The organism is uncultured Roseobacter sp., from assembly GCF_947495275.1.
In the GTDB taxonomy this organism is placed as follows: domain Bacteria; phylum Pseudomonadota; class Alphaproteobacteria; order Rhodobacterales; family Rhodobacteraceae; genus Roseobacter.
The window spans coordinates 432,894-454,340 of record NZ_CANLYL010000003.1 but is presented as its reverse complement, the minus strand read 5'-3'; the positions used below and the strand labels follow the sequence as shown (position 1 = coordinate 454,340).

Here is a 21,447-nt window from a genome sequence, read left to right as displayed (position 1 = left end):
GATTTTAAGGGTCTCTATTTAACACATCTGGTGTTGAAGCAGGAGAATCCCATGCCATCCTTTTTTGGTTCGAAGAAAAAGAAGTCAAATTCCTCTGATGAGACCACGATCCTCCTCGCGGCGCTGAATGACAGCCACGCCATCGCATGGTTCGACCCACAAGGTGTCGTGCTAGATGCTAACCCTTTGTTTTGCAATATTTTTGGCTATGCGAAAGATGAAATCGTCGGCCAGCCTCATGCAAAATTTCTTGCAGCGGGTGGCGCACCCGATCCGCAGGGTGCCGGGCTCATTGTCAGTGTCGCGCCCGGTGAGGCATCTGCCGAAACCGTCCAGAGAGTCGCGAAGGACGGACGTGAAATCTGGCTCTCTGCGACCTATCTGCCGATCACTGACGGGACCGGCAAGTTGGTCAAGGTGATGAAAATCGCCCACGACATTACTGAAAGCGTCAAGGCTTCCTCTTCCGAGACTGCCCGCCTGCTCAGTCAAATGGACGCACTTTCACGCGAACAGGGCAAAGTGGTCTATGATCTCGATGGTACCATTGTCGAGGTGAACGATAATTTCCTCAACATTCTGGGATATTCCGAAGGCGAATTGATCCAGCAGAACCATCGCAAGCTGCTCAACCCGATATTTGCAAAGACAGATGACTACAAGAAATTCTGGGCAGACGTTTCCGGCGGGCAGTTTCTGTCTGGTCGCTACGAACGATTTACCAAAGAAGGTGAGCAGAAATGGCTGCAATGCAGCTACGCACCCATCCTGGACAACGACGGCAGACAGACCGGAATTGTGGAGTTTGCAACAGATGTATCGCAACGGCGTCGATCCAACGAACAGGTCGACGCGATCAGCCGGGTGCAGGCCTGTATCGAATTCAAGCTCGACGGTGAAATTCTGGCTGCCAATCAGCTGTTTCTGGATGCGGTCGGCTATACTCTCGATGAAGTGAAGGGGAAACATCACCGTATTTTTGTCAGTGACGAGGACGCCAAGGGTGAGGAATATGCGGCCCATTGGGAGCGTTTGAAAACCGGCGAGATCATATCCGGTGAAATTAAACGGCAACGCAAGGATGGCCGGGATATCTGGCTGGTGGCTTCCTATAATCCAATCCTCGGTCCGGACGGGAAACCTTACAAGGTGGTCAAATACGCTCAAGACATCACCGAGAGACGGCGCGTGGTGGAGGAACTTCAGCTGGCGATGAAGCGTTTGGCCAAGGGTGATCTCAGCACACCGATCACCGAGCGGTTCCCCGAAGAATACGCAGCCCTGAAGGCCGATTTCAACGATGCTCAGGATCATCTGAAAGCCAGCATTCAGGCCGTGCTGCAAAGCAATCAGAAAATCAGTGAGGGAACGACTGAAATCTCCAGCGCGTCAGATGAGTTGAGTCGCCGAACGGAAAGCCAGGCATCCTCCCTTGAGCAATCTGCTGCCGCGATTACACAAATGGCGGCTTCGGTAAAATCAACCGCCGAGATCGCCGAAAACACGCGCGATGTGGTTGATAAAACCAAGACGCGTGCTTCCGCCGGTTCTGGTGTGATGACAGATGCGCGTAACGCCATGGATGCGATTTCATCGAGTTCGTCGGAGATATCAAAGATCACTGAAGTTATCGACGACATCGCATTTCAGACAAATTTGCTTGCCCTCAATGCAGGTGTTGAAGCGGCACGCGCCGGTGAGGCCGGTCGAGGGTTTGCGGTTGTCGCGTCGGAAGTGCGCGCTCTGGCGCTCAGGTCTTCGGAGGCCGCCACGCAGATCGCCAAACTGATTTCGACCTCCGTCGATCAGGTGAAAGAGGGCGTGGATTTGGTCTCGAAAACCGGGGAATCCCTATCGGAGATCGAAAATTTCGTTGCAGATCTTGCAAATATGGTTGGTAACATCGCCGCGGCAGCGTCGGAACAATCCAGTGGGTTGGGTGAGATCACGTCTGCCATCGGCAGCCTCGATGACGTCACCCAAAAGAACGCCGCGATGTTCGAAGAAACAAATGCCGCCACTCAGCTTCTGGCCAATGAGGTCACGTCGCTCGGGCAGATTACCTCTTCTTTCAAGATCGACAGCAGCGGGTACATTGATGAGACAGAGGCATCCGCTCGTTTGGCGTCATAAACAGTACTCTCGCCCTGAATTCAGGCGTCTGCAACCCGCGGGCGTCCTGTTGCAGATACGGTGATCACGGCTTCCACAAAGACCTCGCGGGCTTCGACGCCTGCGGTGCGCACTTCTTTCTCGACCGTGATCTGGATGTCGGCAGCGCCTGCGGCGACCGCCTGATCCCTGGTTTGCGAACGTAGGATCTTTTCCAACAGAGCTATCGCGTCATCCTGAGTTGTGAAATCCTGTGGCCCTTCATCCAGATGGACCCGGTATTTGCCCTCACCTGGCGTGGTCACAGTCCCGCTGCGCCGCATTGTCACCCGTCCGACAACCGCTCCGATGGCATTGGCCACATTGGCATGCTCCGGCAAGATCACTTCCGCACCCACGGCAAGTCCCACGGCCGGATAATAGCTATGAGCTGACGCACCGAGGCCCACAACCGGCACATTCAGCCCGCTATCGACGCGCAACAGATTTCGATGTTGCGACAGACCGCGTTGCATCAGCGCATGTCGGGCAAGGTCTTTTGGCGATCCTCCGAAAGTTTCGGCTTCCTCCGCAAAGCCGGTTTCCAGCAGCGCCAGAACGGTTTGTTGGGTAAGCTGGTCTACAATCATTTGCGCCATGACATCTGCATTGGGTGCCAAAACATTCCCGGACCCGGTACGTTTGCGTGCAATAAGGCGCAGCGCCTTTTCAGCAGCCACGGTATCCCAGTCAGAGGTTTTGCCCAGAACATGGCTTGCATCCGATGGCGTGATGCCGGCGATCTGCACGATGCCGCGCTCAATTAGCCGATTAAGGGCGCTTCCTTCGATACGCGCGCGCAGAATATCGCCAAGGGGGTGCACATCAGAACCGATACGCTCCAGCAACACTTCTTCTCGGGGGGCCAAACCCTTGTGTGCCTGACCGGAAAGGGCGCGCACAAACCGGGCGTCATGATCGCCCGGCACAGCGTTGCGCAGCTGCAGATCCAGAGTGTAGTGAACCATATCCGCAGCTTCTGTCGCGAGCAGAGAAATAGGCACAACGCGCCGAGGCCCAAGCTCAATACCGCCGGTCAATCCTTCAACCAAAACCCGAACGTCACTGTCGCCGCCCAATCCCGTGGTGCGCATCTTCACCGCTTCAACCATGGTCCGGTACGGGCCGACCTGTGCGCCCGCCGGATCAATGGTCGGTTTGCCGTTTTGCAACACCGCAATATCCGTCGTGGTACCCCCAATATCGCTGACAAGCGCGCGATCCGCCCCGGTCAGCCACCGCGCGCCAACGATGGAGGCGGCCGGGCCACTCAGGATTGTCTCGATGGGGCGCGCGCGCGCCTGTTCCGCCGAAATCAGGGCGCCGTCGCCGCGCACCACCATCAGCGGGGCTGTGACACCAAGCGCGGTCAGTTGTTCTTCGGCCCGTCCGATCAGCCGGTCGATCATCCCGATCAACCGCGCATTGAGAACGGCCGTCAGGGCGCGTTTCGGCCCGTTCAAACGTGCAGACAACTGATGCGACGATGATATCGGCACACCGCTGATCTCACTTACCAAAGCGGCTGCACGCAGCTCATGTGCCGGATTGCGTGTGGCAAATTGCGCCGCAACGGCAAATCCGCTGACGCCGCCCTGATGCGCGCTCAAAAATGCAGTGATCGCCGCCTCGTCCAGGGGCTTGGCCTCTGCTCCCGCATGATCATGCCCACCTTCGCAGACCAGATAGGGGTCTCCATTCAGCGCGTCACGCAATCCATGGGCGGCAAGGTCCCTTTCGCGGAAACCGATGTAGATCAGACCGACGCGCCCGCCCTGTCCTTCGACGAGGGCATTGGTGGCCAGCGTCGTCGACAGCGAGGCCATGGAAATCTCGGCCGCCTGACACCCGGATCCTTCCAGCACCGAGGAGACCGCCTTGCCAATGCCAATCGCGAGATCCGCCCGCGTTGTCAGGGATTTGGCCGTCGCGATAACCTCTGTCTCGTCGCGGATCAGCACCGCGTCCGTATATGTCCCGCCCGTATCGACGCCCAAAACCAAAGCCATTCACGTTCTCCAACCGCTCAGAGCGATGTAAATGATTTCACTGCTCTTGCCAGCACTTTAGCAACATTGATCGGCATATTGCGCCACCGCCCAACGGGCGGCTTCGGCCACGGTAGGGTCAGGGTCGCGGGTCAGCTCGGCAGCAACAGGGACAAGCGCGGATTGACCAGCATTACCGATGGCATAAAGCACATTGCGCACGAACCTGTCGCGCCCGATCCGCTTGATGGGTGAGCCGGAAAACAGGGCGCGAAACCCTGCGTCATCCAGCTGTGCAAGCTCTGCCAGATGCGGAGCGGTCAGTTCCGGGCGGGATGATAACCGCATGTCACGTGCGGCCACGGCGAATTTGTTCCAGGGGCAGACCGCAAGGCAATCATCGCAACCGTAGATGCGGTTGCCCATCTGACGGCGCAGATTTTCCGGCACCGGTCCTTTATGTTCAATGGTCAGGTAGGAAATGCAGCGCCGCGCATCCAGCCGGTAAGGCGCGGGGAACGCATCGGTCGGGCAGACATCCAGACAGGCCCGGCAGGATCCGCAGTGATCCACTTCCGCCGCATCAGCCTCCAGATCAATCGTTGTGAAAATCGCGCCCAGAAAGGCCCAATTGCCCCAGTCGCGACTTACCAGATTGGTGTGTTTGCCCTGCCAGCCCAGCCCCGCAACCGCCCCCAACGCCTTTTCGGGCACCGGGGCCGTATCGACGAACACCTTGACCTGCTCATCCTTGCCAGCCTCGTCCAGCAGCCAACGCGCCAGCCGTTTGAGACGTTTTTTCACCACATCGTGGTAATCGCGCCCCTGCGCATAGACCGAAATAGCACCGCGTTCCGGATGGTTCAGGATGTCCAGCGGGTCATGTTCAGGCGTGTAGCTTTCGGCCAGCATGATCACCGATTTCGCCTCCGGCCATAAGGCCGCAGGATTGCCGCGCCAATGCATCCGCTCCGCCATCCACCCCATCTGGCCGTGGTAGCCAGCTGTGATGAAATCCTTCAACCGGTCCGGCAGATCAGGCAGGGCGTCGGGTTTGCAAATCCTGCAGGCGACAAAGCCCACCGCATCGGCCTCGGTGATCAGGCGCTGTTTCAGATCGGTCATGGCGCAGCACGGGTCGCGTGGCGATCCCGCTGGTCTGGCTCAGAAATCCAGATCATTGTAGTGCTTGGGCGGCGGGAAACCCGACACCTGATCGGCCAGAATGGACCGGAACGCAGGCCGGGATTTGATCTTGGCGTACCAGTCCTTGACCACGTCGGAACGGTTCCAGTCCACGTCCGAGATGTAATCCAGCGCGCTGAGATGAGCGGCGGCGGCGAAATCCGCCAGTGTCATGACGTCGCCTGCCAGCCAGCGCCGGTGATCGAGCAGCCATGTCATGTAATCGAGGTGATATTTGATCGCCTTGGCACCGGCCTTGACGTTGGTGCTGTCGGGATAGCCTTGCCCGGTCACTTTCTTGTTCACGCGCTCGTAAAGCAGCTTGGACGTGACCTCGTTGTGAAACTTGTCGTCAAACCAGCTTACCAGACGGCGCACTTCCAGCCGGGCCACCGGGTCCTTGGGCATCAGGGCCGGATCGGGGCGTGTTTCTTCAATGTATTCGCAGATTGCCGTGCTTTCGGCCATCATGATCCCGTCAAGTCGCAGCACCGGCACCTTGGCCGCAGGGTTGCGTCGCAGAAAATCGGCATCCGCCTCCCAGTAGCGTTCCTCGACCAGTTCCACCTCGATCTTCTTCTCCGCAAGGCTCAGGCGCACCTTGCGGCAAAAAGGGGAGAGAGGGACATGAAACAGTCGCGCCATGGGATCATCCGGATTTTGCGTGGTTGCTCTTCAATGCCTGCATCAGCGCGTGGATTCAACTCTCGAAACACGCGGAGCGGCCGTCTTTGCTGATTGTTGCCGCACCGGACAGGATCGCACGGGTTCTTTTACGAACGAAATCAGTAGGTTTGCTGGCCGAGCGTCTCTTTGGGTCGGGCAGGATGGCCGCAAGGCGCGCGGCCTGAAGATCAGAGAGTTGCGCCGGGCTGACCCCAAAGTAATGCTGAGCCGCTGCCTTCACGCCAAAGACACCTTCGTCGAATTCCGCCACGTTGAGGTAGACCTCGACGATGCGTGCCTTGGGCCAGAGCGCCTCAAGCACCGGTGTCAGCAAGGCCTCGAGCGCTTTGCGCGTGTAGTTGCGCCCGTGCCAGAGATAGACGTTTTTCACGGTTTGCTGGCTGATCGTCGATGCGCCCCGGTTGCCACCTTCGGCGATGGCGTCCTTGATCGCGGGCAGATCGAACCCCCAGTGGTTGCAGAAATTTGCATCCTCAGCCGCGACGGCGGACCGCGCCATGGCAGGCGCGATGGCCGTCAAGGCGACCCAGTTGTGATCAATCCCGCCAAGGCGACGCGATTCGGCGAACATGTAAGGCGTGGTGATCGGATTGAGCACGCGACCCAGAGCAATCAGAGCAACAATCACGATCGCAACACCAAAAATTGCCCGCCACAAGTAGCGTAGCCAGCGGCCCGGGGAGGGTTTACGCTTGGCAGTGGATTTGCGCGGTTTTGCCGTCTTCTTTCTGCTCTTTGCCATATGCCAGCTATAGGCGCGTGGCGATGTTTTGTGAACCGTGATAGATCAGTCAGCGCCGGGCTTCTGGAGCCCGGCAACGCGTATTATTCGGCGGGAACGGCCTCGTTTTCGATGCTCAGTGGTGCGGGTAGATGCACCAGCATTTCCTTGGGGCAGATCTGGAGGAAGTGTTGCTTCTCGCTGTCCCAGTGCTGCAAGATATCCGACGCACGACGGCTGCCGGTTTCCGACAGATGCGCCTCCAGCAATTCCTCCAACTCGCCCAGCCAATGATCAACCGTGACGGGGCAGGTCACCAGCGTCTCCATGTTCATCAGGGCTGGCGCGCGGCCCTCTGGGTCATAGAGATAGGCCATGCCGCCCGTCATCCCGGCCCCGAAATTGGCCCCGATATCGCCCAGGATCACCGCAACCCCACCGGTCATGTATTCGCAGCCGTTCGACCCGCAGCCTTCGATCACCACCTTCGCGCCTGAATTGCGCACCGCAAAACGTTCTCCGGCCCGTCCGGCGGCAAAAAGATAGCCATCCGTCGCGCCGTAAAGCACCGTGTTGCCGATGATGGTATTCTTTGCCGCCTCGATGGGCGAGGCCATGGGCGGGCGCACCACGATCATACCGCCCGAAAGCCCCTTGCCCACGTAGTCATTGGCGTCGCCCGAGACTTCCAGCTTCAGCCCCGGCGCGGCAAAGGCCCCCAGCGACTGGCCAGCGCTTCCGGATAGTTTAACCGTTAAATGATCCGGTTGCAGCGTGTTGCGCATGCCAAACTGCTTGACGATATGGCTGGATGTGCGCGTACCAACCGTCCGATGTGTGTTCTGCACCGCGTAGGATAGCTGCATTTTTTCGCCGTCCTGCAGGAACCGCGCGGCATCGCGCACAATCTCCGCATCCAGCGTATCAGGCACCGCGTTGCGCGCCTTGGCACGGTCATAGACAATATCCGCCGCCCCATCGACGGTGATCAGCAGCGGGTTGAGGTCCAGATCGTCCAGATGCGCCGCCCCCCGGCTGACCTGCGCCAGCAAATCCGCCCGCCCGATCACGTCATCAAGGCTCCGCGCGCCGATGCGTGCCAGAATTTCGCGCACTTCGGTGGCATAGAAGGTGATCAGATTGACCACCTTATCCGCAGAGCCGGTGAACTTGTCGCGCAGCCGTTCATCCTGTGTGCAGACCCCGACCGGGCAGGTGTTGGACTGGCACTGGCGCACCATGATGCAGCCCATCGCGATCAGCGCCGCGGTGCCGATGCCGTATTCCTCGGCCCCCAGCATCGCGGCCATGACGATGTCGCGGCCCGTGCGCAAACCACCATCGGTGCGCAGGGTCACGCGTTCGCGCAGGTTGTTCATCGACAATACCTGATGCGCCTCGGTCAGCCCCATTTCCCAGGGCAGGCCCGCGTATTTGATCGAGGTCGCAGGCGAGGCCCCGGTACCGCCATTATGCCCGGATATCAGGATGATATCGGCCTTGGCCTTGGCCACCCCGGCAGCGATCGTGCCCACACCGGAGGAGGCCACCAGCTTCACCGTCACCTTGCAACGCGGGTTGATCTGTTTGAGGTCGTAAATAAGCTGCGCCAGATCTTCGATAGAATAAATATCGTGGTGCGGCGGCGGGCTGATCAGCGTGACGCCTTTGGTGGAATGGCGCAGCCGCGCGATCAGATCGGTCACCTTCATGCCCGGCAATTGCCCGCCTTCGCCCGGTTTGGCCCCTTGGGCCACCTTGATCTCAAGCTCTTCGCATTGGTTGAGGTATTCTGCCGTGACGCCAAATCGGCCAGAGGCCACCTGTTTGATCTTGGCAGAAGGGTTGTCGCCATTGGGTTCCGGCACGAAATGCGCGGGGTCTTCGCCACCTTCGCCGCTGTCGGACTTCGCGCCAATCCGGTTCATCGCCACGTTCAGCGTCTTATGCGCCTCCGGCGACAACGCGCCAAGGCTCATGCCCGGCGTGACAAAGCGTTTGCGGATCGAGGTGATGCTTTCCACCTCCTCAATCGGCACCGGGTTGCCCAAGGGTTTGATGTCCAGCAGATCGCGCAGATGAATCGGCGGGTTGCTTTTCATCTTGGCCGAATATTGCTTCCACATTTCGTAAGACGCGCGGTTGCAGGCCTGCTGCATCATATGCATCGAGGTCGCTTCCCAGGCGTGGGTTTCGCCCGATTGGCGCGATTTGTAAAAACCGCCGATGGGCAGCACGGAGGCCGGTCCGGCCCAGGCTTTGCGGTGCACTTCTTCGGCTTTTTTCTGAATGCCGGTGATGCCGATGCCCGAAATCCGGCTGGTCATGCCGGGGAAATACTCTGCCACCATGGCCCGGCTCAGACCCACGGCCTCGAAATTCAGCCCTCCCCGATAGGAGGAGATCACCGAAATGCCCATCTTTGCCATGATCTTCAAAAGGCCCTGATCAATGGCGATGCGGTACCGGTCGATGGCTTGCGTCAGGCTCATGTCCAGCAGGCCGCGCTCGATGCGGTCGGCCAGTGAATCCTCGGCCAGATAGGCGTTGACGATGGTGGCCCCCGCACCAATCAGCACGGCAAAGTAATGCGGGTCGATGCATTCGGCGGAGCGCACGTTGATCGACGTGAACGTCCGCAGCCCCTTGCGCACCAGATGGCTATGCACGGCGGATGTGGCCAGGATCATCGGCATCGCCACTTTGCCTGCGTCCGACATCTGGTCGGTCAGCACGATATGCCCGGCACCGGAGCGCACCGCGTCTTCGGCCTCCGTCCGGATGCGTTCAAGCCCCGCGCTCAGGTCTTCCTCCCCGGGTGTGAAGGTGCAATCGAGCGTTACCAGATCGACGTTGAAGTGCGAGAGCAATTCCTCGAACTGCGCATTGCCCATGAAGGGGCTGTCAAGCGTCAGGATTTCGGTCTGGCTGCTGTCTTCATCCAGCACGTTCTTGAGGTTGCCGAACCGGGTTTTCAGGCTCATCACCCGGTATTCGCGCAAGCTGTCGATGGGCGGATTGGTCACCTGGCTGAAGTTCTGGCGGAAGAAATGGCTGAGCGGCCGGTATTTGCCCGAAAGCACCGCCGAGGGCGTGTCATCGCCCATCGAGGCCAGCGTTTCCTTGGCATCTTCCGCCATGGGGGCGAGGATTTGTTCCAGTTCCTCAATGGTATAGCCCGCCGCGACCTGCCTGCGGCGCAGGTCCGCCCCGGTGAAAAGCGGCGTTTCGGTCACATGGTCCAGCGCCTCTTCGAGGTCATTGATCTTGCCCACCCAGTCACCGAAAGGCTGCGAGGCGGCCAGTTTGTTCTTGATCTTCTTGTCGTGATAAAGCGCGCCGTCCTTCATATCGACCGCCAGCAACTGCCCCGGTCCCAGTGCGCCTTTTTCCACAACGCCCGCCTCATTGAGCGGCACCATGCCGGCCTCCGATCCCGCGATCAGCATGCCGTCTTCGGTTACCACGTAGCGCATCGGGCGCAGCCCGTTCCGGTCGAGCCCCGCGCAGACCCAGCGCCCGTCGGTCATCGCCAGCGCGGCCGGTCCGTCCCAGGGTTCCATGACCGAATTGCAGTAGGAATACATGTCGCGCCAGGCCTGCGGCAGTTCAATGGCCTGTTTCGACCAGCTTTCCGGCACCAGCATGGTTTTGGCCATCGGCGCGTTACGTCCCGCGCGCACCAACACTTCGAAGACCGCGTCCAGGGCTGCGCTGTCGGACGATCCGGCGGCAACAATCGGTTTGATGTCTTCCGCCATCTCGCCAAACGCGCCCGACGCCATGCGGATCTCGTGACTTTTCATCCAGTTGAGGTTGCCCTTGAGCGTGTTGATCTCGCCGTTATGGGCCAGCATGCGGAAAGGCTGCGCCAGCCACCACTGCGGGAAGGTGTTTGTCGAATAGCGCTGGTGGTAGATCGCAAAGGCGCTCTCGAACCGCGCGTCCATCAGGTCGGGGTAGAACTCCGCCACCTGTTCGGCCAGCATCATGCCCTTGTAAATGATCGACCGGCAGGACATCGAGGCGATGTAGAGCGCCGGCACCTGTGCGACCAATGCCGCTTTTTCGATGCGGCGGCGGATCACGTACAGCTCCCGTTCGAATGTGTCTTCATCGACCCCTTTCGCGTTGGAGATCAGAATTTGCTCGATCTCGGGCCGTGTGGCATTTGCCTTCTCGCCCAGGCAGGAGATATCCACCGGCACGTGCCGCCAGCCGTAAATGTAATAGCCCATGCGCAGCACTTCGGTTTCTACAATCGTCCGGCAGGTCTCCTGCGCGCCGAAATCCGTGCGCGGCAGAAACACCTGACCCACAGCGATCATCTCATCCTCGCGCGGATCGTGACCCGTGCGCTTGACCTGATCGTAAAAGAAATCGACCGGGATTTGCACGTGAATGCCCGCCCCATCCCCGGTCTTGCCATCCGCATCCACCGCGCCACGATGCCAGATCGCCTTCAGCGCCTTGATGCCGTTCTCGACCACACCGCGGCTTTTGCGGCCATCAATGGACACCACCAGCCCGACCCCGCAGGACGAATGCTCCTCGGACGTGTCGTACAACCCATTCTCGGACAAGTAGGCGCGTTTGGCTTCTTCGCGGGCCACCCAGGCGTCATCATATTTGGTCATGGATCAGGTCCTTTCAGTTCGGGGCATAGCGGACGGTCAAGGCCGCGCATCCGTAAAGCGGTGTCTTGGAGAAAAATCCCGGCTCTCCGGGATAGATGAAGTCGACAGGCGAGCCGTCATAGGAATAGGAGCCGTTCTGATCGCGCCCCTCGCGCAGTCCGGTGAAAAAGCGCCGGTGTTTTTCCGAGATATACTCGTATCCTTCGGCTTCCCAGATCATGGTACCATCTGCCGCCGTGACACGTACCGCGTATTCCGTGCGCATCAGCGGTTCACCGTCAATTTCAATGCCGCGCTCGACAATGCGGTCGGCGCCGACAACTCGGCTGATGCCCTCGGGACTGCTCAACTGGAAATCAAACGTATCCACGCCGTCACGCAACAGGTCGGTGAAACTGGCAGGGTCTTTTGCAGGCAGCACAATCTGTTCGCGCAGCACCGGTGAGAATTCGTAACTGTCGATCCATTGCGTCTCGTAGTCGATTTTTGACAGGTAGATCGGCCCGTCCGGGCCCAAATCAATGGACCATTGATCGCCCGCTGCCTCGCCTTCGCAGGTCCAGTAGTTGGTGACCTCGCAGCTGCGGTTCTGCACGGTCAGGAATCCGGTACACCCCTCGGGTGGGTAAAACCGGGAGCCATCCGCCATTGCGGCCTGGCCAAGACAGATCAAAAGGAGCGCTGCGAAAACTCTCATGTCTCGTCGCCTTCGCTGCCCTCGAACATCTCAAGGGTCTCGCGCGTATTCAGACGCCGGTGATCACCTTTCAGCCCATAGCCCTGCGGGCACATGTCGCTGAAAAATTCCAGCTTAAGCCGGGCCCCCGCTGCCTGCTCGAAAAGGCCCGCAGCCAGATGACGCGCGCCATCATGTTTGGTTCCATACCAAAGGGTTGACCCGCAGGTGCCGCAAAAGCCGCGCTCGGCCCACTCCGATGACTGAAACGACACCGCCGGGCCGTCGATGACCATGCCCTCTTGTTCGGTCGCGATCGAGATGAACATGCCACTGGTGTGCTGGCGGCACATGTCGCAGTGGCACGCCCGCAAGATGGGTTTTGGCGCATGGGCTTGCACTGTTACGGCACCGCAGAGGCAACGCCCGTTTATGATCGACGGGCCGGTCATACGCTGTCCAACCGATCGAATTTTGCAACGCAGTCTGCGCGCGTCAGCTGTCGTCGTTCCCCTGCGTAGGCAAAGCTGTCTGGCTTGTGGTCGATGAATATTTCGTGGGTCATCTCAAAACCATTCGGGTCGTCAAAAATACCCAAAGGTATGTCCAGCGTTCCGGAAAACTCATTTTCGGCTGTCATGCGGAAATAAACGCCAGAGCCACATTCGCGGCACCATGCCCGCTCCGCCCAGGGTGTGGATTGGCGGGTTACGATGTGTTCGACCCCCTCCCATGTAACGGCATCCTCTGGCACGCTGACCTCCAAAAGGGCGGAGCCAGTCCAGCGGCGACACATCTGGCAATGGCAGGCGCTGATCGTCTTTGGCACCTCTTTCGCGACAAAGCGCACAGCGCCGCACATGCACTGGCCCGAACGGGTATCTGGGGCCTCACTCACAGCCGTACTCCGATAAGGTGGCCAGAAATCCGCTGTCTCCGGGCCGGGCAATGGCGCGGGGGGCAAATTCAAAAACCTCTTCGTTGCCGCCCATGACACTGCGCGACCAGCGGCCCTCGATCATGAGATCCCGGTCTTCCGCGATCAGAACATCGACTTCGAACGACAGCCCTCCCTTGCCGACTTCGCGCTCGAACAGCCGACGCGCCTTGTAGAAGGTGTAGGTTTCACCGCTGATGACTTCGGTCGCCCCGGTTTTTTCGGTGTTGCCGGTCAGGATGTAGGGCTGACCCTCTATAATATTGGTGGTCAACCGGAATTCACCGGATGCATCATGTCGGCCGGTTTCCAGCAGGGCCGCGCGGCTCATGGCCGCTCCGGTTCCAGGAACCAGTTCCAGTGTCAGCTTATTGGACTCGTGGGTCTGCCACTTGAAAAATCCCCAATCGCGGTCATAGCTCAGGGTGCCAAGCGGCTTGCCCCGCCGATAACTCACAGCTTGCCAGGTTGCGTTGCTGCATTGCGAAATCGTTGTTGTTGTGCAGCCGTTTTTGTGGACCGTCGCCACGGGCTGGCACCCTTCCGGAACTTCGGCCAGACCCTGTGCAGCCGCGGCTGAGGCACCAAAGGACAAGAGAGCGCTCAGCGCTGCGCAGACTGTCAGAACCGCATGTCGCCCCGAATAGGTCATAATCGATGTCCTTTGCATCTTTCCGCAGGCCTCGCCCCGGTGCACAGCCTGTGCACCGCCTGTGCATGGTCTGTGCACGTCGGGATCACTCCGCTGCCACGGCCGTCGCCGCGCCAAACCGGTCGAGGATCGCCTCGGCACAATCACGCCCGTCGCGAATCGCCCATACCACCAGAGACGCACCGCGCACGATGTCACCTACCGCATAAACGCCGTTGAGATCGGTGGCGCCTGTGGTGAAAGCCGCCTTGATCGTGCCCCAGCGCGTGATGGGCAGTTCGGGCTGATCCCAGAGCGTCGGCAGGTCTTCGGGCTCAAACCCCAGCGCCATGATCACCAGATCGGCGTCTTCCACGTAGTCGGCCCCTTCGATCACTTCGGGAGCCTGACGCCCGGTGGCATCCGGCGCGCCGAGGCGCATTTTCTGCACCATGACGCCGGTCACGGGATCGCCTGCAAATCCTTTGGGCGCGGACAGCCACTCAAAGATGACGCCTTCCTCTTCGGCGTTCTGCACTTCGCGTTGCGAGCCGGGCATATTCGTCCGGTCCCGGCGATAGAGGCATTTGACCGATGTCGCGCCCTGCCGGACAGAGGTGCGCACGCAATCCATCGCCGTGTCGCCGCCGCCGATCACCACGACGCGTTTGCCATTGGCGTCAAGCGCACCGGAATCGAACTCGGGCACCGCATCGCCAAAGCTCTTGCGGTTGGAGGCCGTCAGAAAATCAATTGCGCGCACAAGACCGGCCGCGCCCACGCCCGGCGCTTCGATTTCCCTTGTTTTATAGACACCTGTGGCGATGATCACCGCGTCGTGCCGGGCCCGCAGATCAGCAAAAGAGATGTCCTCACCCACGTTGGTATTCAGCTCAAAAACGACGCCGCCTGCTTCAAGCTGCGTGTTACGGCGCATAACCACGTCCTTTTCCAGCTTGAAGCCGGGGATGCCATAGGTCAGCAATCCGCCCGCGCGATCATAGCGGTCGTAGATTGTGACCTGCACACCTGCGCGACGCAGCACATCTGCCGCCGCCAGCCCGCCCGGTCCGGCCCCGATAATGCCGACTGATTCCGTGCGTTCCTGTGTGGGCGCAATCGGCTGAACCCAGCCCTCTTCCCAAGCGGTATCGGTGATGTATTTTTCCACCGCTCCAATGGTGACGGTGCCGTGGCCGGATTGTTCGATCACGCAATTGCCTTCGCACAGTCGGTCCTGCGGGCAGATACGGCCGCAGATTTCGGGGAAGGTATTGGTCGCCTGACTGACCTCATAGGCCTCCTGCAAGCGCCCTTCGGCGGTCAGGCGCAGCCAGTCGGGGATGTTATTGTGCAGCGGACAATGGCTCTGGCAATAGGGCACACCGCATTGGCTGCATCGGCTGGATTGCTCTGCGGCCTTGGCTTCAGCGTACTCCGCGTAAATCTCGTTGAAATCCTCCCGACGTAGATCGGCGGAGCGTTTCTCCGGCATATCCCGCCCGACAGTGACAAATTTCAACATGGATTGTTCCGCCATTGCCCAATTCCTCCACAAAAGTCCCGAACCGCACGCTTACGCCAATCGCGATTGGAAATAAAGTCATCTGTACTGACCTATAATGAATAAGTTTGACGCTGCAAAGCAGCATATACCTTGAAATCGCCGGAATATAACTCCGAATCGGTCCTAATTCGACTCTTTCCTTTTGATTTCCTGTGCTTATACCACTCGATATTCAACCCGATTGGACAATGCCGGATGACTCTTTTTCAACTATTTATGGTTGCAGCGATACAGGGCTTGACGGAATTCCTGCCGGTCAGCTCATCTGGACATCTTGTACTGTTGCCTGCGCTGACAGGTGGCCCGGATCAGGGTCTTGCGATTGATGTGGCGGTGCACGTTGGCACGCTTATTGCCGTGGTCTTGTATTTCCGCGCGGACGTCAAAATCGCCCTTTTGGGCGCGGGCCGTCTTGCACGCGGTCGGGTCGATACCCAGGGTGCCTTCTTGGCGCTCTGCCTGATCCTCTCAACGATCCCGGTGATTGTCGCGGGCTTGATCATCAAGTTAACCGGCCTTGATGAGGCGATGCGATCGGTCGCAGTCATTGGCTGGACCATGTTGCTTTTTGGCCTAGTGCTCTTTTGGGCGGACAAGATCGGAACCACTGAAAAGACTTCTGAGGCGTGGAGCATCAAGGATGCGATGATTATGGGGCTAGCGCAAATACTGGCTTTGGTACCTGGCACTTCGCGATCCGGAATCACGATCACCGCCGCGCGCCGCCTGGGCTATGACCGAGAAAGCGCAGCGAAGCTGTCAATGCTGATGTCGATCCCCACCATCCTGGCATCGGGCGCACTATTGAGCCTCGACGTCATCCAGCAGGCCAATTGGGCGATCGCGCGCGACGGGCTTATTGCGGCTGCCTTCGCCTTTGTCGCAGCACTTGTGGCTTTGTCACTGATGATGCGGCTCCTGCGCAGCATCAGCTTCACGCCTTACGTGGTCTATCGGGTACTCTTGGGCGTCGTTCTTTTGATCTACGCCTACGCCTAAGTGCGCAGATTTTTCGCAGAGTCCTTGATCGCATCATATTGACCCGAGGGGCGGAAACGCCACAGGTAGTCCGGTAGAACCGAGGCCATGGTCACGGGTTGAATGCCAAGCTCGGCGAAACCCTTTGCTTCTTCACCAACCACATTGTCATTTGTCAGATTGCGCACCTGATCGCGTGTGATCATCGAATTTGTAAAGAGGCCAAGACTGATCGTTTGCATCATATCAAACCCGAACGCCATGATCCGCGCCACGAAGAATGGCATGTTCGCAACAAGGCGCCGGCGGTGAATAATCTCCAGCATCCGGTGCATCAGGCCGCGAAAGCTGTCGACCTCGGGGCCGCCCAGTTCATAGACGCCGGGCTCAACACTTTCGGTCAATGCCAGCTCTGCCGCCTTCGCGACGTCGTCAACATATACAGGTTGGAAATTCGTATCCGCTCCAACGACCGGCAGGATCGGTCCAAGGCGGGTCATGGATGCAAACCGGTTAAAGAACTGGTCTTCTGGTCCAAAAACAATGGACGGTCGCAGGATCACCGCTGTGGGCATCTCGTTTAAAACGCCTGCTTCACCCTCCGCCTTTGTCCGTGCGTATTCACTGCCCGATTCCAAATCGGCGCCAATTGCAGACAAATGGACCAACTTGCCGACGCTTTCTTCGGCAGCGATCCGGGCAACACGCGTAGCACCCTCTGCCTGGACTGTGTCGAATTCGTTCCTGCCCGCTTCAGCCAGAATGCCGACGCAATTTACCACCGCATCAGCACCCGACATAACCGATCGTACAGAGGCGTCATCTCGTATATTACAAAGGACAGGTTCGACCTGTCCAACCGCACCATAGGGCTTCACAAAGATTGCCTCATTGGGACGTCGTACGGCCACACGGACGCGCCAACCTGCTTTGGCCATCCGCCGTGCGATGTATCGCCCGACAAACCCAGAACCCCCATAGATCGTAACGAGTTTAGTCATGTACTGCCCCAAATGACGCCTTCGTTCTGGATGTACCTCTGTGCAAGCTTTGAAACAAGGTGGAATTCGCGCACCCTTTGATCAACTGACCATTGTATATGAGAACAGAGGGCACATTTTGCATCAGATCAGGTCGAACATCTCGCCGCTCTCAGCACCTGAGCTTCTAGCGGAATTTCCGTTTGACACCTCGCAGACTTGGGCTTAAACGCAGACTTCACGACACCGGCCCAGGTGGCGGAATGGTAGACGCGCTAGCTTCAGGTGCTAGTGTCCGTATGGACGTGGAGGTTCGAGTCCTCTCCTGGGCACCAATTCTCCGGAACATAGATACTCTTAAAGATCCATTTTCATGGACTTTTTTGCGTTTTGGAGATAGGCTTTTGACCATAGCTGAACGCTCGATACCCCCAATGGCACTAACAGACCTGAAAATCAGTAAGGCAAAAACTGAGGCAAAGCCCTATAAGCTGTCTGACGGAGGTGGACTGTTCGTTTTGATGTAGCCAAACGGCTCCAAACTCTGGCAACAAAAATACCGGCATCTGGGCAAAGAGCGCTTGTTGTCGCATGGCCGATATCCTGATGTGACCCTCGTGCAGGCCCGTCAAAAGCGAGACGAGGCGCGTTCACTCTTGGCCGAAGGTGGCGGTCCAAAAGCGGATTGAACAGATCGAAGCGGAAACGCAAGCGTGCACCACATTCCTGTTGGTGGCCGAAGAATACATCCAGCAGTCATATGACCGGGAGCTGGCTGACGCCACCATGCGCAAGAAAATCTGGTATACCCATACTTTGGTCGAGCCCTTGCACCATCGACCCATCAACGAAATCAGTGCTGCCGAAATCCTGCTCTTGCTCAAGAAGGTCGAACATAGCGGACGGCGCGAAACCACAAAGAAGCTGCGCGGGACCATTTCTGCCGTATTCCGCCTCGCAATAGTAACTCTGCGGGCAGAGAACGATCCTACACTGGCTATCAAGGGGGCACTGCTGCCAGTGAAGGTGACCAACCGAGCCGCCATTACCCATGAGAAGGTCTTTGGGCAGTTCCTGCGTGACCTTGAGGCCTATTCGGGGCAGGCTCATCAAAGATGCTCTACTGTTCCAGATACGAGTACACAAATGAGGTTTCGGCGATGCGGCGAACTCCTCCGGTCCGGTCGTTCACCCGTTTCGATCCGGGCGGATTTCAAACCAACCTTCGCCGCAATACGTTTCAACTATCTATCCGCGATCTCGCCCTTCTTGAAGAACCCATGGCTCACAATGTACCGGGCACGCTGCCGCTCAGGTGCGGCGAACAGTTCAATCGTCGCGTTCACATGCGCCAGATCGTGCTTCGCATGTGCGACTACGCCTCGAATGCTTAAATCTGGCCCAGTATCTCGGCCCGCTTCTCTGTCAGCGTGTGAACAATCAATGGTTTCGACATGCCGCCATTCCACACAAGATCTCGCCAGCCATCCAGATGGCAATTTGGTGCATTTGCTACCTAAGACCGAATTGCTCAACGGTGAAATCTTCTATTCGCTCCGTGAGGCCCAAATCATTATCGAAAGATGGAGGAACCACTACAACACCAAGCGACCACACAGTGCTTTGGGCTACCGCCCGCCTGCGCCTGAAGCCATCGTCTTGATGGACCAAAGGCCAATCATGCACTAACTTTCAATTTGGACCACTCAAGTGGGGCTGCTCAACCAAACCTTGCCAGGTCCTCGTTTGAAAGGCCGAATAACTCAGGAGGAGAAGGCGACCTGCAAATAGAATACTTCAACACGGTGGCGGCTACCGAATTCTCTCCACTAGTAATCTTGGCGCGCAATTTCGAAAATTAGCACATCATGGCCGATTTCCGGTCCCAACACATTCTGAACGACTTTACGCAGATTGCGTCTTACTACATCGAGATTATCAGTATTTGCAAATTCACCATTGAAACCCCCGACGGTCGCATGATCAAACAGGACGCGCAAAATTTCATCTCTGAGCTTGGGCTCTTTTTCCAGGACCTCTTCCGCGTATCCCTGTGTCACTTCTAGACTAAGAGTCATGACAACCAATGCAGATACGCGCTCTTTATCGACCAAAGGAATCACAAACTGGTTCGGTAATCGAACATACTCCATGCCATCTGTAGCAAGTTCATCGGAAGCCGCCTGCTCGTGTTCATCAGCGCTTTTTTCTACGGATTTCTCATGTTCCGCCCCTTCTTCTTTCTCCACAGCGACATCCACTGGTTCCGGAGGTGGTCGCAGAAAGATACCCGCGCCCACGCCGGCCCCCGACCCAACCAGAAGCATCACAATTGGCAGTAGTTTTTTCATTGAGGGCTACTCCTAGAATGGCAAGACGCCGTCGAGAACCTGTTGGCCCAACCGCGGCTGTTGAACGTCAGAGATTTGGCCACGACCACCATATGAGACGCGCGCAGTCGCAATCTTATCGTATGTTATTTCGTTCTGTCTGGAGATATCTTCTGGTCTGACATAACCAGTGACCAGCAACTCTCGCATCTCAAAATTCACCCGAAGTTCCTGACTGCCTGCAATGGACAAAACCCCATTTGGTAGTACGTCGACAATTGTGGCTGCAATTCGTAGGGTGAGTTTCTCATTTCTCTTGACTGAACCATCGCCCGACGAACTACTGCTTGAATTGATAGACACAGCTTCTGAGGTCGATGCTCCCTCTGGCAGTCTTTCATCAATCCGTTGAGGCAAGCCAAAGAGACCTGGAATACCAAGGCTTTCTGAGCCCGAACGAGAACGGTCTGTCGCGTTCGAAATTTCCGCCTCTTCATCAATTTCAATCACAACCGTCAGGATATCGCCCTGCTGAACAGCGCGACGGTCACCCAAAAGCGATTGTCGCGCCCCCGACCACAGTGACGCTCGTTCTGTTGGGCCCTTTGCGTCTGCACGCAACGGTAAGCCAGGCGACATCATTGCATTGTGCTCGGTGGTTTCTGCTGCGGATGTAAACGATGGCGCTTTGCCCAAATGATCCATGCGGCCACAAGCTGTGACGAGCACAAAACCAAACATCATTGCGTAACAGGGAACTTTCATATGAAACCTCTAATTCTGAACTTGCACGGAGCCGTCGGGTTGAATTTGGCCGAATAGCGTTGCGCGTGATGTCAGGTTCATGATCCTGACTCGATCTCCAACGCCACCGCGTTCCAGTGAACGGCCCTCAGTAGTAATGATCAGACCCGCGGTCTGAAACCGCAGCGATACGATTTGATTGCGTGTCACTAAGGCCGGCGGCCCGATGCTATCGACATGGATGGGTCTTCCCGCGTAAAGCGTCGTTTTCGCTTCTTGACCAATCACATCGACAACGCGATCAAAGCCGTTTGCCACATGACCAGGTTTGGTGCCAACGTCCACCTCTGTGATGATAGAATTGGCGCGGATGGTGCGGGTTGGAACGACGACCTCTGCAAAAACAGCAGATGAAGAGATCATCCAGACTATGAACGCGAAATACCGGGTCATCGGATTTGCGTCGTTGCGCCCATCATCTGATCAGCCGCTGAAATAACCTTTGCATTCATCTCGTATCCCCGCTGGGCCTCGATCAGTTCCGTGATTTCACGGACAGCGTCGACAGAGCTGTCCTCAAGATATCCCTGACGAACCGTTCCCAACCCATCCTGCCCGGGCGTCGATACTAGGGGCGGGCCGGATGCCTCGGTTTCACCAAAAAGATTGCTCCCTAGGGCCTCCAGACCCTTGGCATTTGTGAAACCCGTCATGTTGAACTGGCCAAGTGACTGGGCGTCAGGAGAATCTGTAAAATATGCGAAAACTTCGCCGGAGGCGTTGATCGAAATGCTGCGCGCGTCATCCGGAATAACGATTTGAGGCTCAACGGGGAAACCATCGGAAGTCACTATGAGTCCTTCACCATTTCGTTTCAGCCCACCGTCGCGCGTATATGCCGTCAGGCCGGACGGGAGCGTTACCTCAAGGTATCCTTGACCCTCAATTGCAAGATCAAGATCACCCCCTGTTGCACTCAAGGAACCTTGTTGGAGTTGCACCGAGACAGCAGCGGGTCTCACCCCCAACCCGAGCTGCACCCCGGTGGGCATAACCGTGCCATCCGTCGCGCTGATCGTGCCGGGGCGCGTCATTTGTTGGTAATGAAGATCCGCAAATTCAGCGCGACGGGCATTGTAACCAGTTGTGCTCATGTTTGAGAGGTTGTTGGAAATCGTTTCGACCCGCATTTGCTGGGCGCTCATTCCGGTTGCTGCAATTTTCAGGGCGCGCAT

General features: G+C 57.8%; 18 protein-coding genes, 1 tRNA gene and 1 pseudogene. 5 read left to right on the top strand and 15 right to left on the bottom strand.

Translation table 11 applies throughout. The features are described from left to right. Positions 1 to 51: 51 nt before the first annotated feature. The gene (locus Q0802_RS08740; protein WP_298916571.1) at positions 52 to 2,133 is read left to right on the top strand and encodes a PAS domain S-box protein; all 2,082 of its coding nucleotides are present in this window, start codon (positions 52 to 54) and stop codon (positions 2,131 to 2,133) included. A 20-nt stretch (positions 2,134 to 2,153) separates the two neighbouring features. Here the strand turns inward: Q0802_RS08740 and Q0802_RS08735 are convergent, their stop codons facing one another. From Q0802_RS08735 to Q0802_RS08690, 10 genes are all read right to left on the bottom strand, one after another. After that, positions 2,154 to 4,160, bottom strand: coding sequence for a hydantoinase/oxoprolinase family protein (locus tag Q0802_RS08735; RefSeq protein ID WP_298916568.1), 2,007 nt, complete (start codon positions 4,158 to 4,160; stop codon positions 2,154 to 2,156). A gap of 57 nt (positions 4,161 to 4,217) precedes the next feature. Next, complete coding sequence (gene queG / locus Q0802_RS08730) at positions 4,218 to 5,264, bottom strand: tRNA epoxyqueuosine(34) reductase QueG (protein WP_298916565.1); 1,047 nt, start codon at positions 5,262 to 5,264, stop codon at positions 4,218 to 4,220. Between the two features lie 39 nt (positions 5,265 to 5,303). Further along, the gene (locus Q0802_RS08725) at positions 5,304 to 5,969 is read right to left on the bottom strand and encodes a glutathione S-transferase family protein (RefSeq protein WP_298916563.1); all 666 of its coding nucleotides are present in this window, start codon (positions 5,967 to 5,969) and stop codon (positions 5,304 to 5,306) included. A 55-nt stretch (positions 5,970 to 6,024) separates the two neighbouring features. After that, complete coding sequence (gene mtgA / locus Q0802_RS08720) at positions 6,025 to 6,753, bottom strand: monofunctional biosynthetic peptidoglycan transglycosylase (protein WP_298916562.1); 729 nt, start codon at positions 6,751 to 6,753, stop codon at positions 6,025 to 6,027. An 83-nt stretch (positions 6,754 to 6,836) separates the two neighbouring features. Further along, positions 6,837 to 11,369, bottom strand: coding sequence for a glutamate synthase large subunit (gltB, locus tag Q0802_RS08715; RefSeq protein ID WP_298916560.1), 4,533 nt, complete (start codon positions 11,367 to 11,369; stop codon positions 6,837 to 6,839). A gap of 13 nt (positions 11,370 to 11,382) precedes the next feature. Beyond that, positions 11,383 to 12,066: a hypothetical protein gene (locus Q0802_RS08710; protein WP_298916557.1), complete on the bottom strand. Its 684-nt coding sequence runs from the start codon at positions 12,064 to 12,066 to the stop codon at positions 11,383 to 11,385. Then, the gene (locus tag Q0802_RS08705) at positions 12,063 to 12,497 is read right to left on the bottom strand and encodes a GFA family protein (protein WP_298916554.1); all 435 of its coding nucleotides are present in this window, start codon (positions 12,495 to 12,497) and stop codon (positions 12,063 to 12,065) included. The genes Q0802_RS08710 and Q0802_RS08705 overlap by 4 nt, the downstream gene beginning before the upstream one ends. Continuing rightward, entirely contained in the window at positions 12,494 to 12,943 is a 450-nt protein-coding gene (locus Q0802_RS08700; RefSeq protein ID WP_298916550.1) for a GFA family protein, read from the bottom strand. Before Q0802_RS08700 ends, Q0802_RS08705 begins: the two co-directional genes overlap by 4 nt. Further along, the gene (locus Q0802_RS08695) at positions 12,936 to 13,634 is read right to left on the bottom strand and encodes a hypothetical protein (RefSeq protein WP_298916547.1); all 699 of its coding nucleotides are present in this window, start codon (positions 13,632 to 13,634) and stop codon (positions 12,936 to 12,938) included. Before Q0802_RS08695 ends, Q0802_RS08700 begins: the two co-directional genes overlap by 8 nt. An 85-nt stretch (positions 13,635 to 13,719) precedes the next feature. After that, positions 13,720 to 15,153 carry an NAD(P)-dependent oxidoreductase gene (locus tag Q0802_RS08690; RefSeq protein ID WP_298916540.1) on the bottom strand — a complete coding sequence of 478 codons (1,434 nt, stop codon included), beginning with the start codon at positions 15,151 to 15,153 and terminating at the stop codon, positions 13,720 to 13,722. 222 nt (positions 15,154 to 15,375) lie between these two features. Between Q0802_RS08690 and Q0802_RS08685 the strand changes: the two genes are divergently transcribed. Next, entirely contained in the window at positions 15,376 to 16,179 is an 804-nt protein-coding gene (locus Q0802_RS08685) for an undecaprenyl-diphosphate phosphatase (protein WP_298916537.1), read from the top strand. Here the strand turns inward: Q0802_RS08685 and Q0802_RS08680 are convergent. Beyond that, the gene (locus Q0802_RS08680; protein ID WP_298916534.1) at positions 16,176 to 17,159 is read right to left on the bottom strand and encodes a complex I NDUFA9 subunit family protein; all 984 of its coding nucleotides are present in this window, start codon (positions 17,157 to 17,159) and stop codon (positions 16,176 to 16,178) included. The two genes, Q0802_RS08685 and Q0802_RS08680, sit on opposite strands and share 4 nt — an antisense overlap. 228 nt (positions 17,160 to 17,387) lie before the next feature. Between Q0802_RS08680 and Q0802_RS08675 the strand changes: the two genes are divergently transcribed. From Q0802_RS08675 to Q0802_RS08670, 3 genes and pseudogenes are all read left to right on the top strand, one after another. Then, a tRNA-Leu gene (locus Q0802_RS08675) sits at positions 17,388 to 17,473 on the top strand. Between the two features lie 246 nt (positions 17,474 to 17,719). Continuing rightward, a complete protein-coding gene (locus tag Q0802_RS24730) occupies positions 17,720 to 17,827 on the top strand; it encodes an Arm DNA-binding domain-containing protein (RefSeq protein ID WP_366523309.1) in 108 nt (35 codons plus the stop codon). Between the two features lie 835 nt (positions 17,828 to 18,662). Further along, positions 18,663 to 18,827, top strand: a pseudogene (locus Q0802_RS08670) (integrase core domain-containing protein); the annotation flags it as partial. Positions 18,828 to 18,967: 140 nt separating this feature from the next. Here the strand turns inward: Q0802_RS08670 and Q0802_RS08665 are convergent. From Q0802_RS08665 to flgG, 4 genes are read right to left on the bottom strand one after another with little or no spacing between them, the layout of a single operon-like run. Next, on the bottom strand, positions 18,968 to 19,489 hold the full coding sequence (locus tag Q0802_RS08665) for a flagellar basal body-associated FliL family protein (protein WP_298916531.1): 522 nt from the start codon (positions 19,487 to 19,489) through the stop codon (positions 18,968 to 18,970). Between the two features lie 12 nt (positions 19,490 to 19,501). Continuing rightward, positions 19,502 to 20,233, bottom strand: a complete 732-nt coding sequence (flgH, locus tag Q0802_RS08660) for a flagellar basal body L-ring protein FlgH (protein WP_298916528.1) — start codon at positions 20,231 to 20,233, stop codon at positions 19,502 to 19,504. Positions 20,234 to 20,242: 9 nt separating this feature from the next. Continuing rightward, positions 20,243 to 20,665, bottom strand: a complete 423-nt coding sequence (flgA, locus tag Q0802_RS08655; RefSeq protein ID WP_298916525.1) for a flagellar basal body P-ring formation chaperone FlgA — start codon at positions 20,663 to 20,665, stop codon at positions 20,243 to 20,245. Further along, complete coding sequence (gene flgG / locus Q0802_RS08650) at positions 20,662 to 21,447, bottom strand: flagellar basal-body rod protein FlgG (protein ID WP_298916522.1); 786 nt, start codon at positions 21,445 to 21,447, stop codon at positions 20,662 to 20,664. Before flgG ends, flgA begins: the two co-directional genes overlap by 4 nt.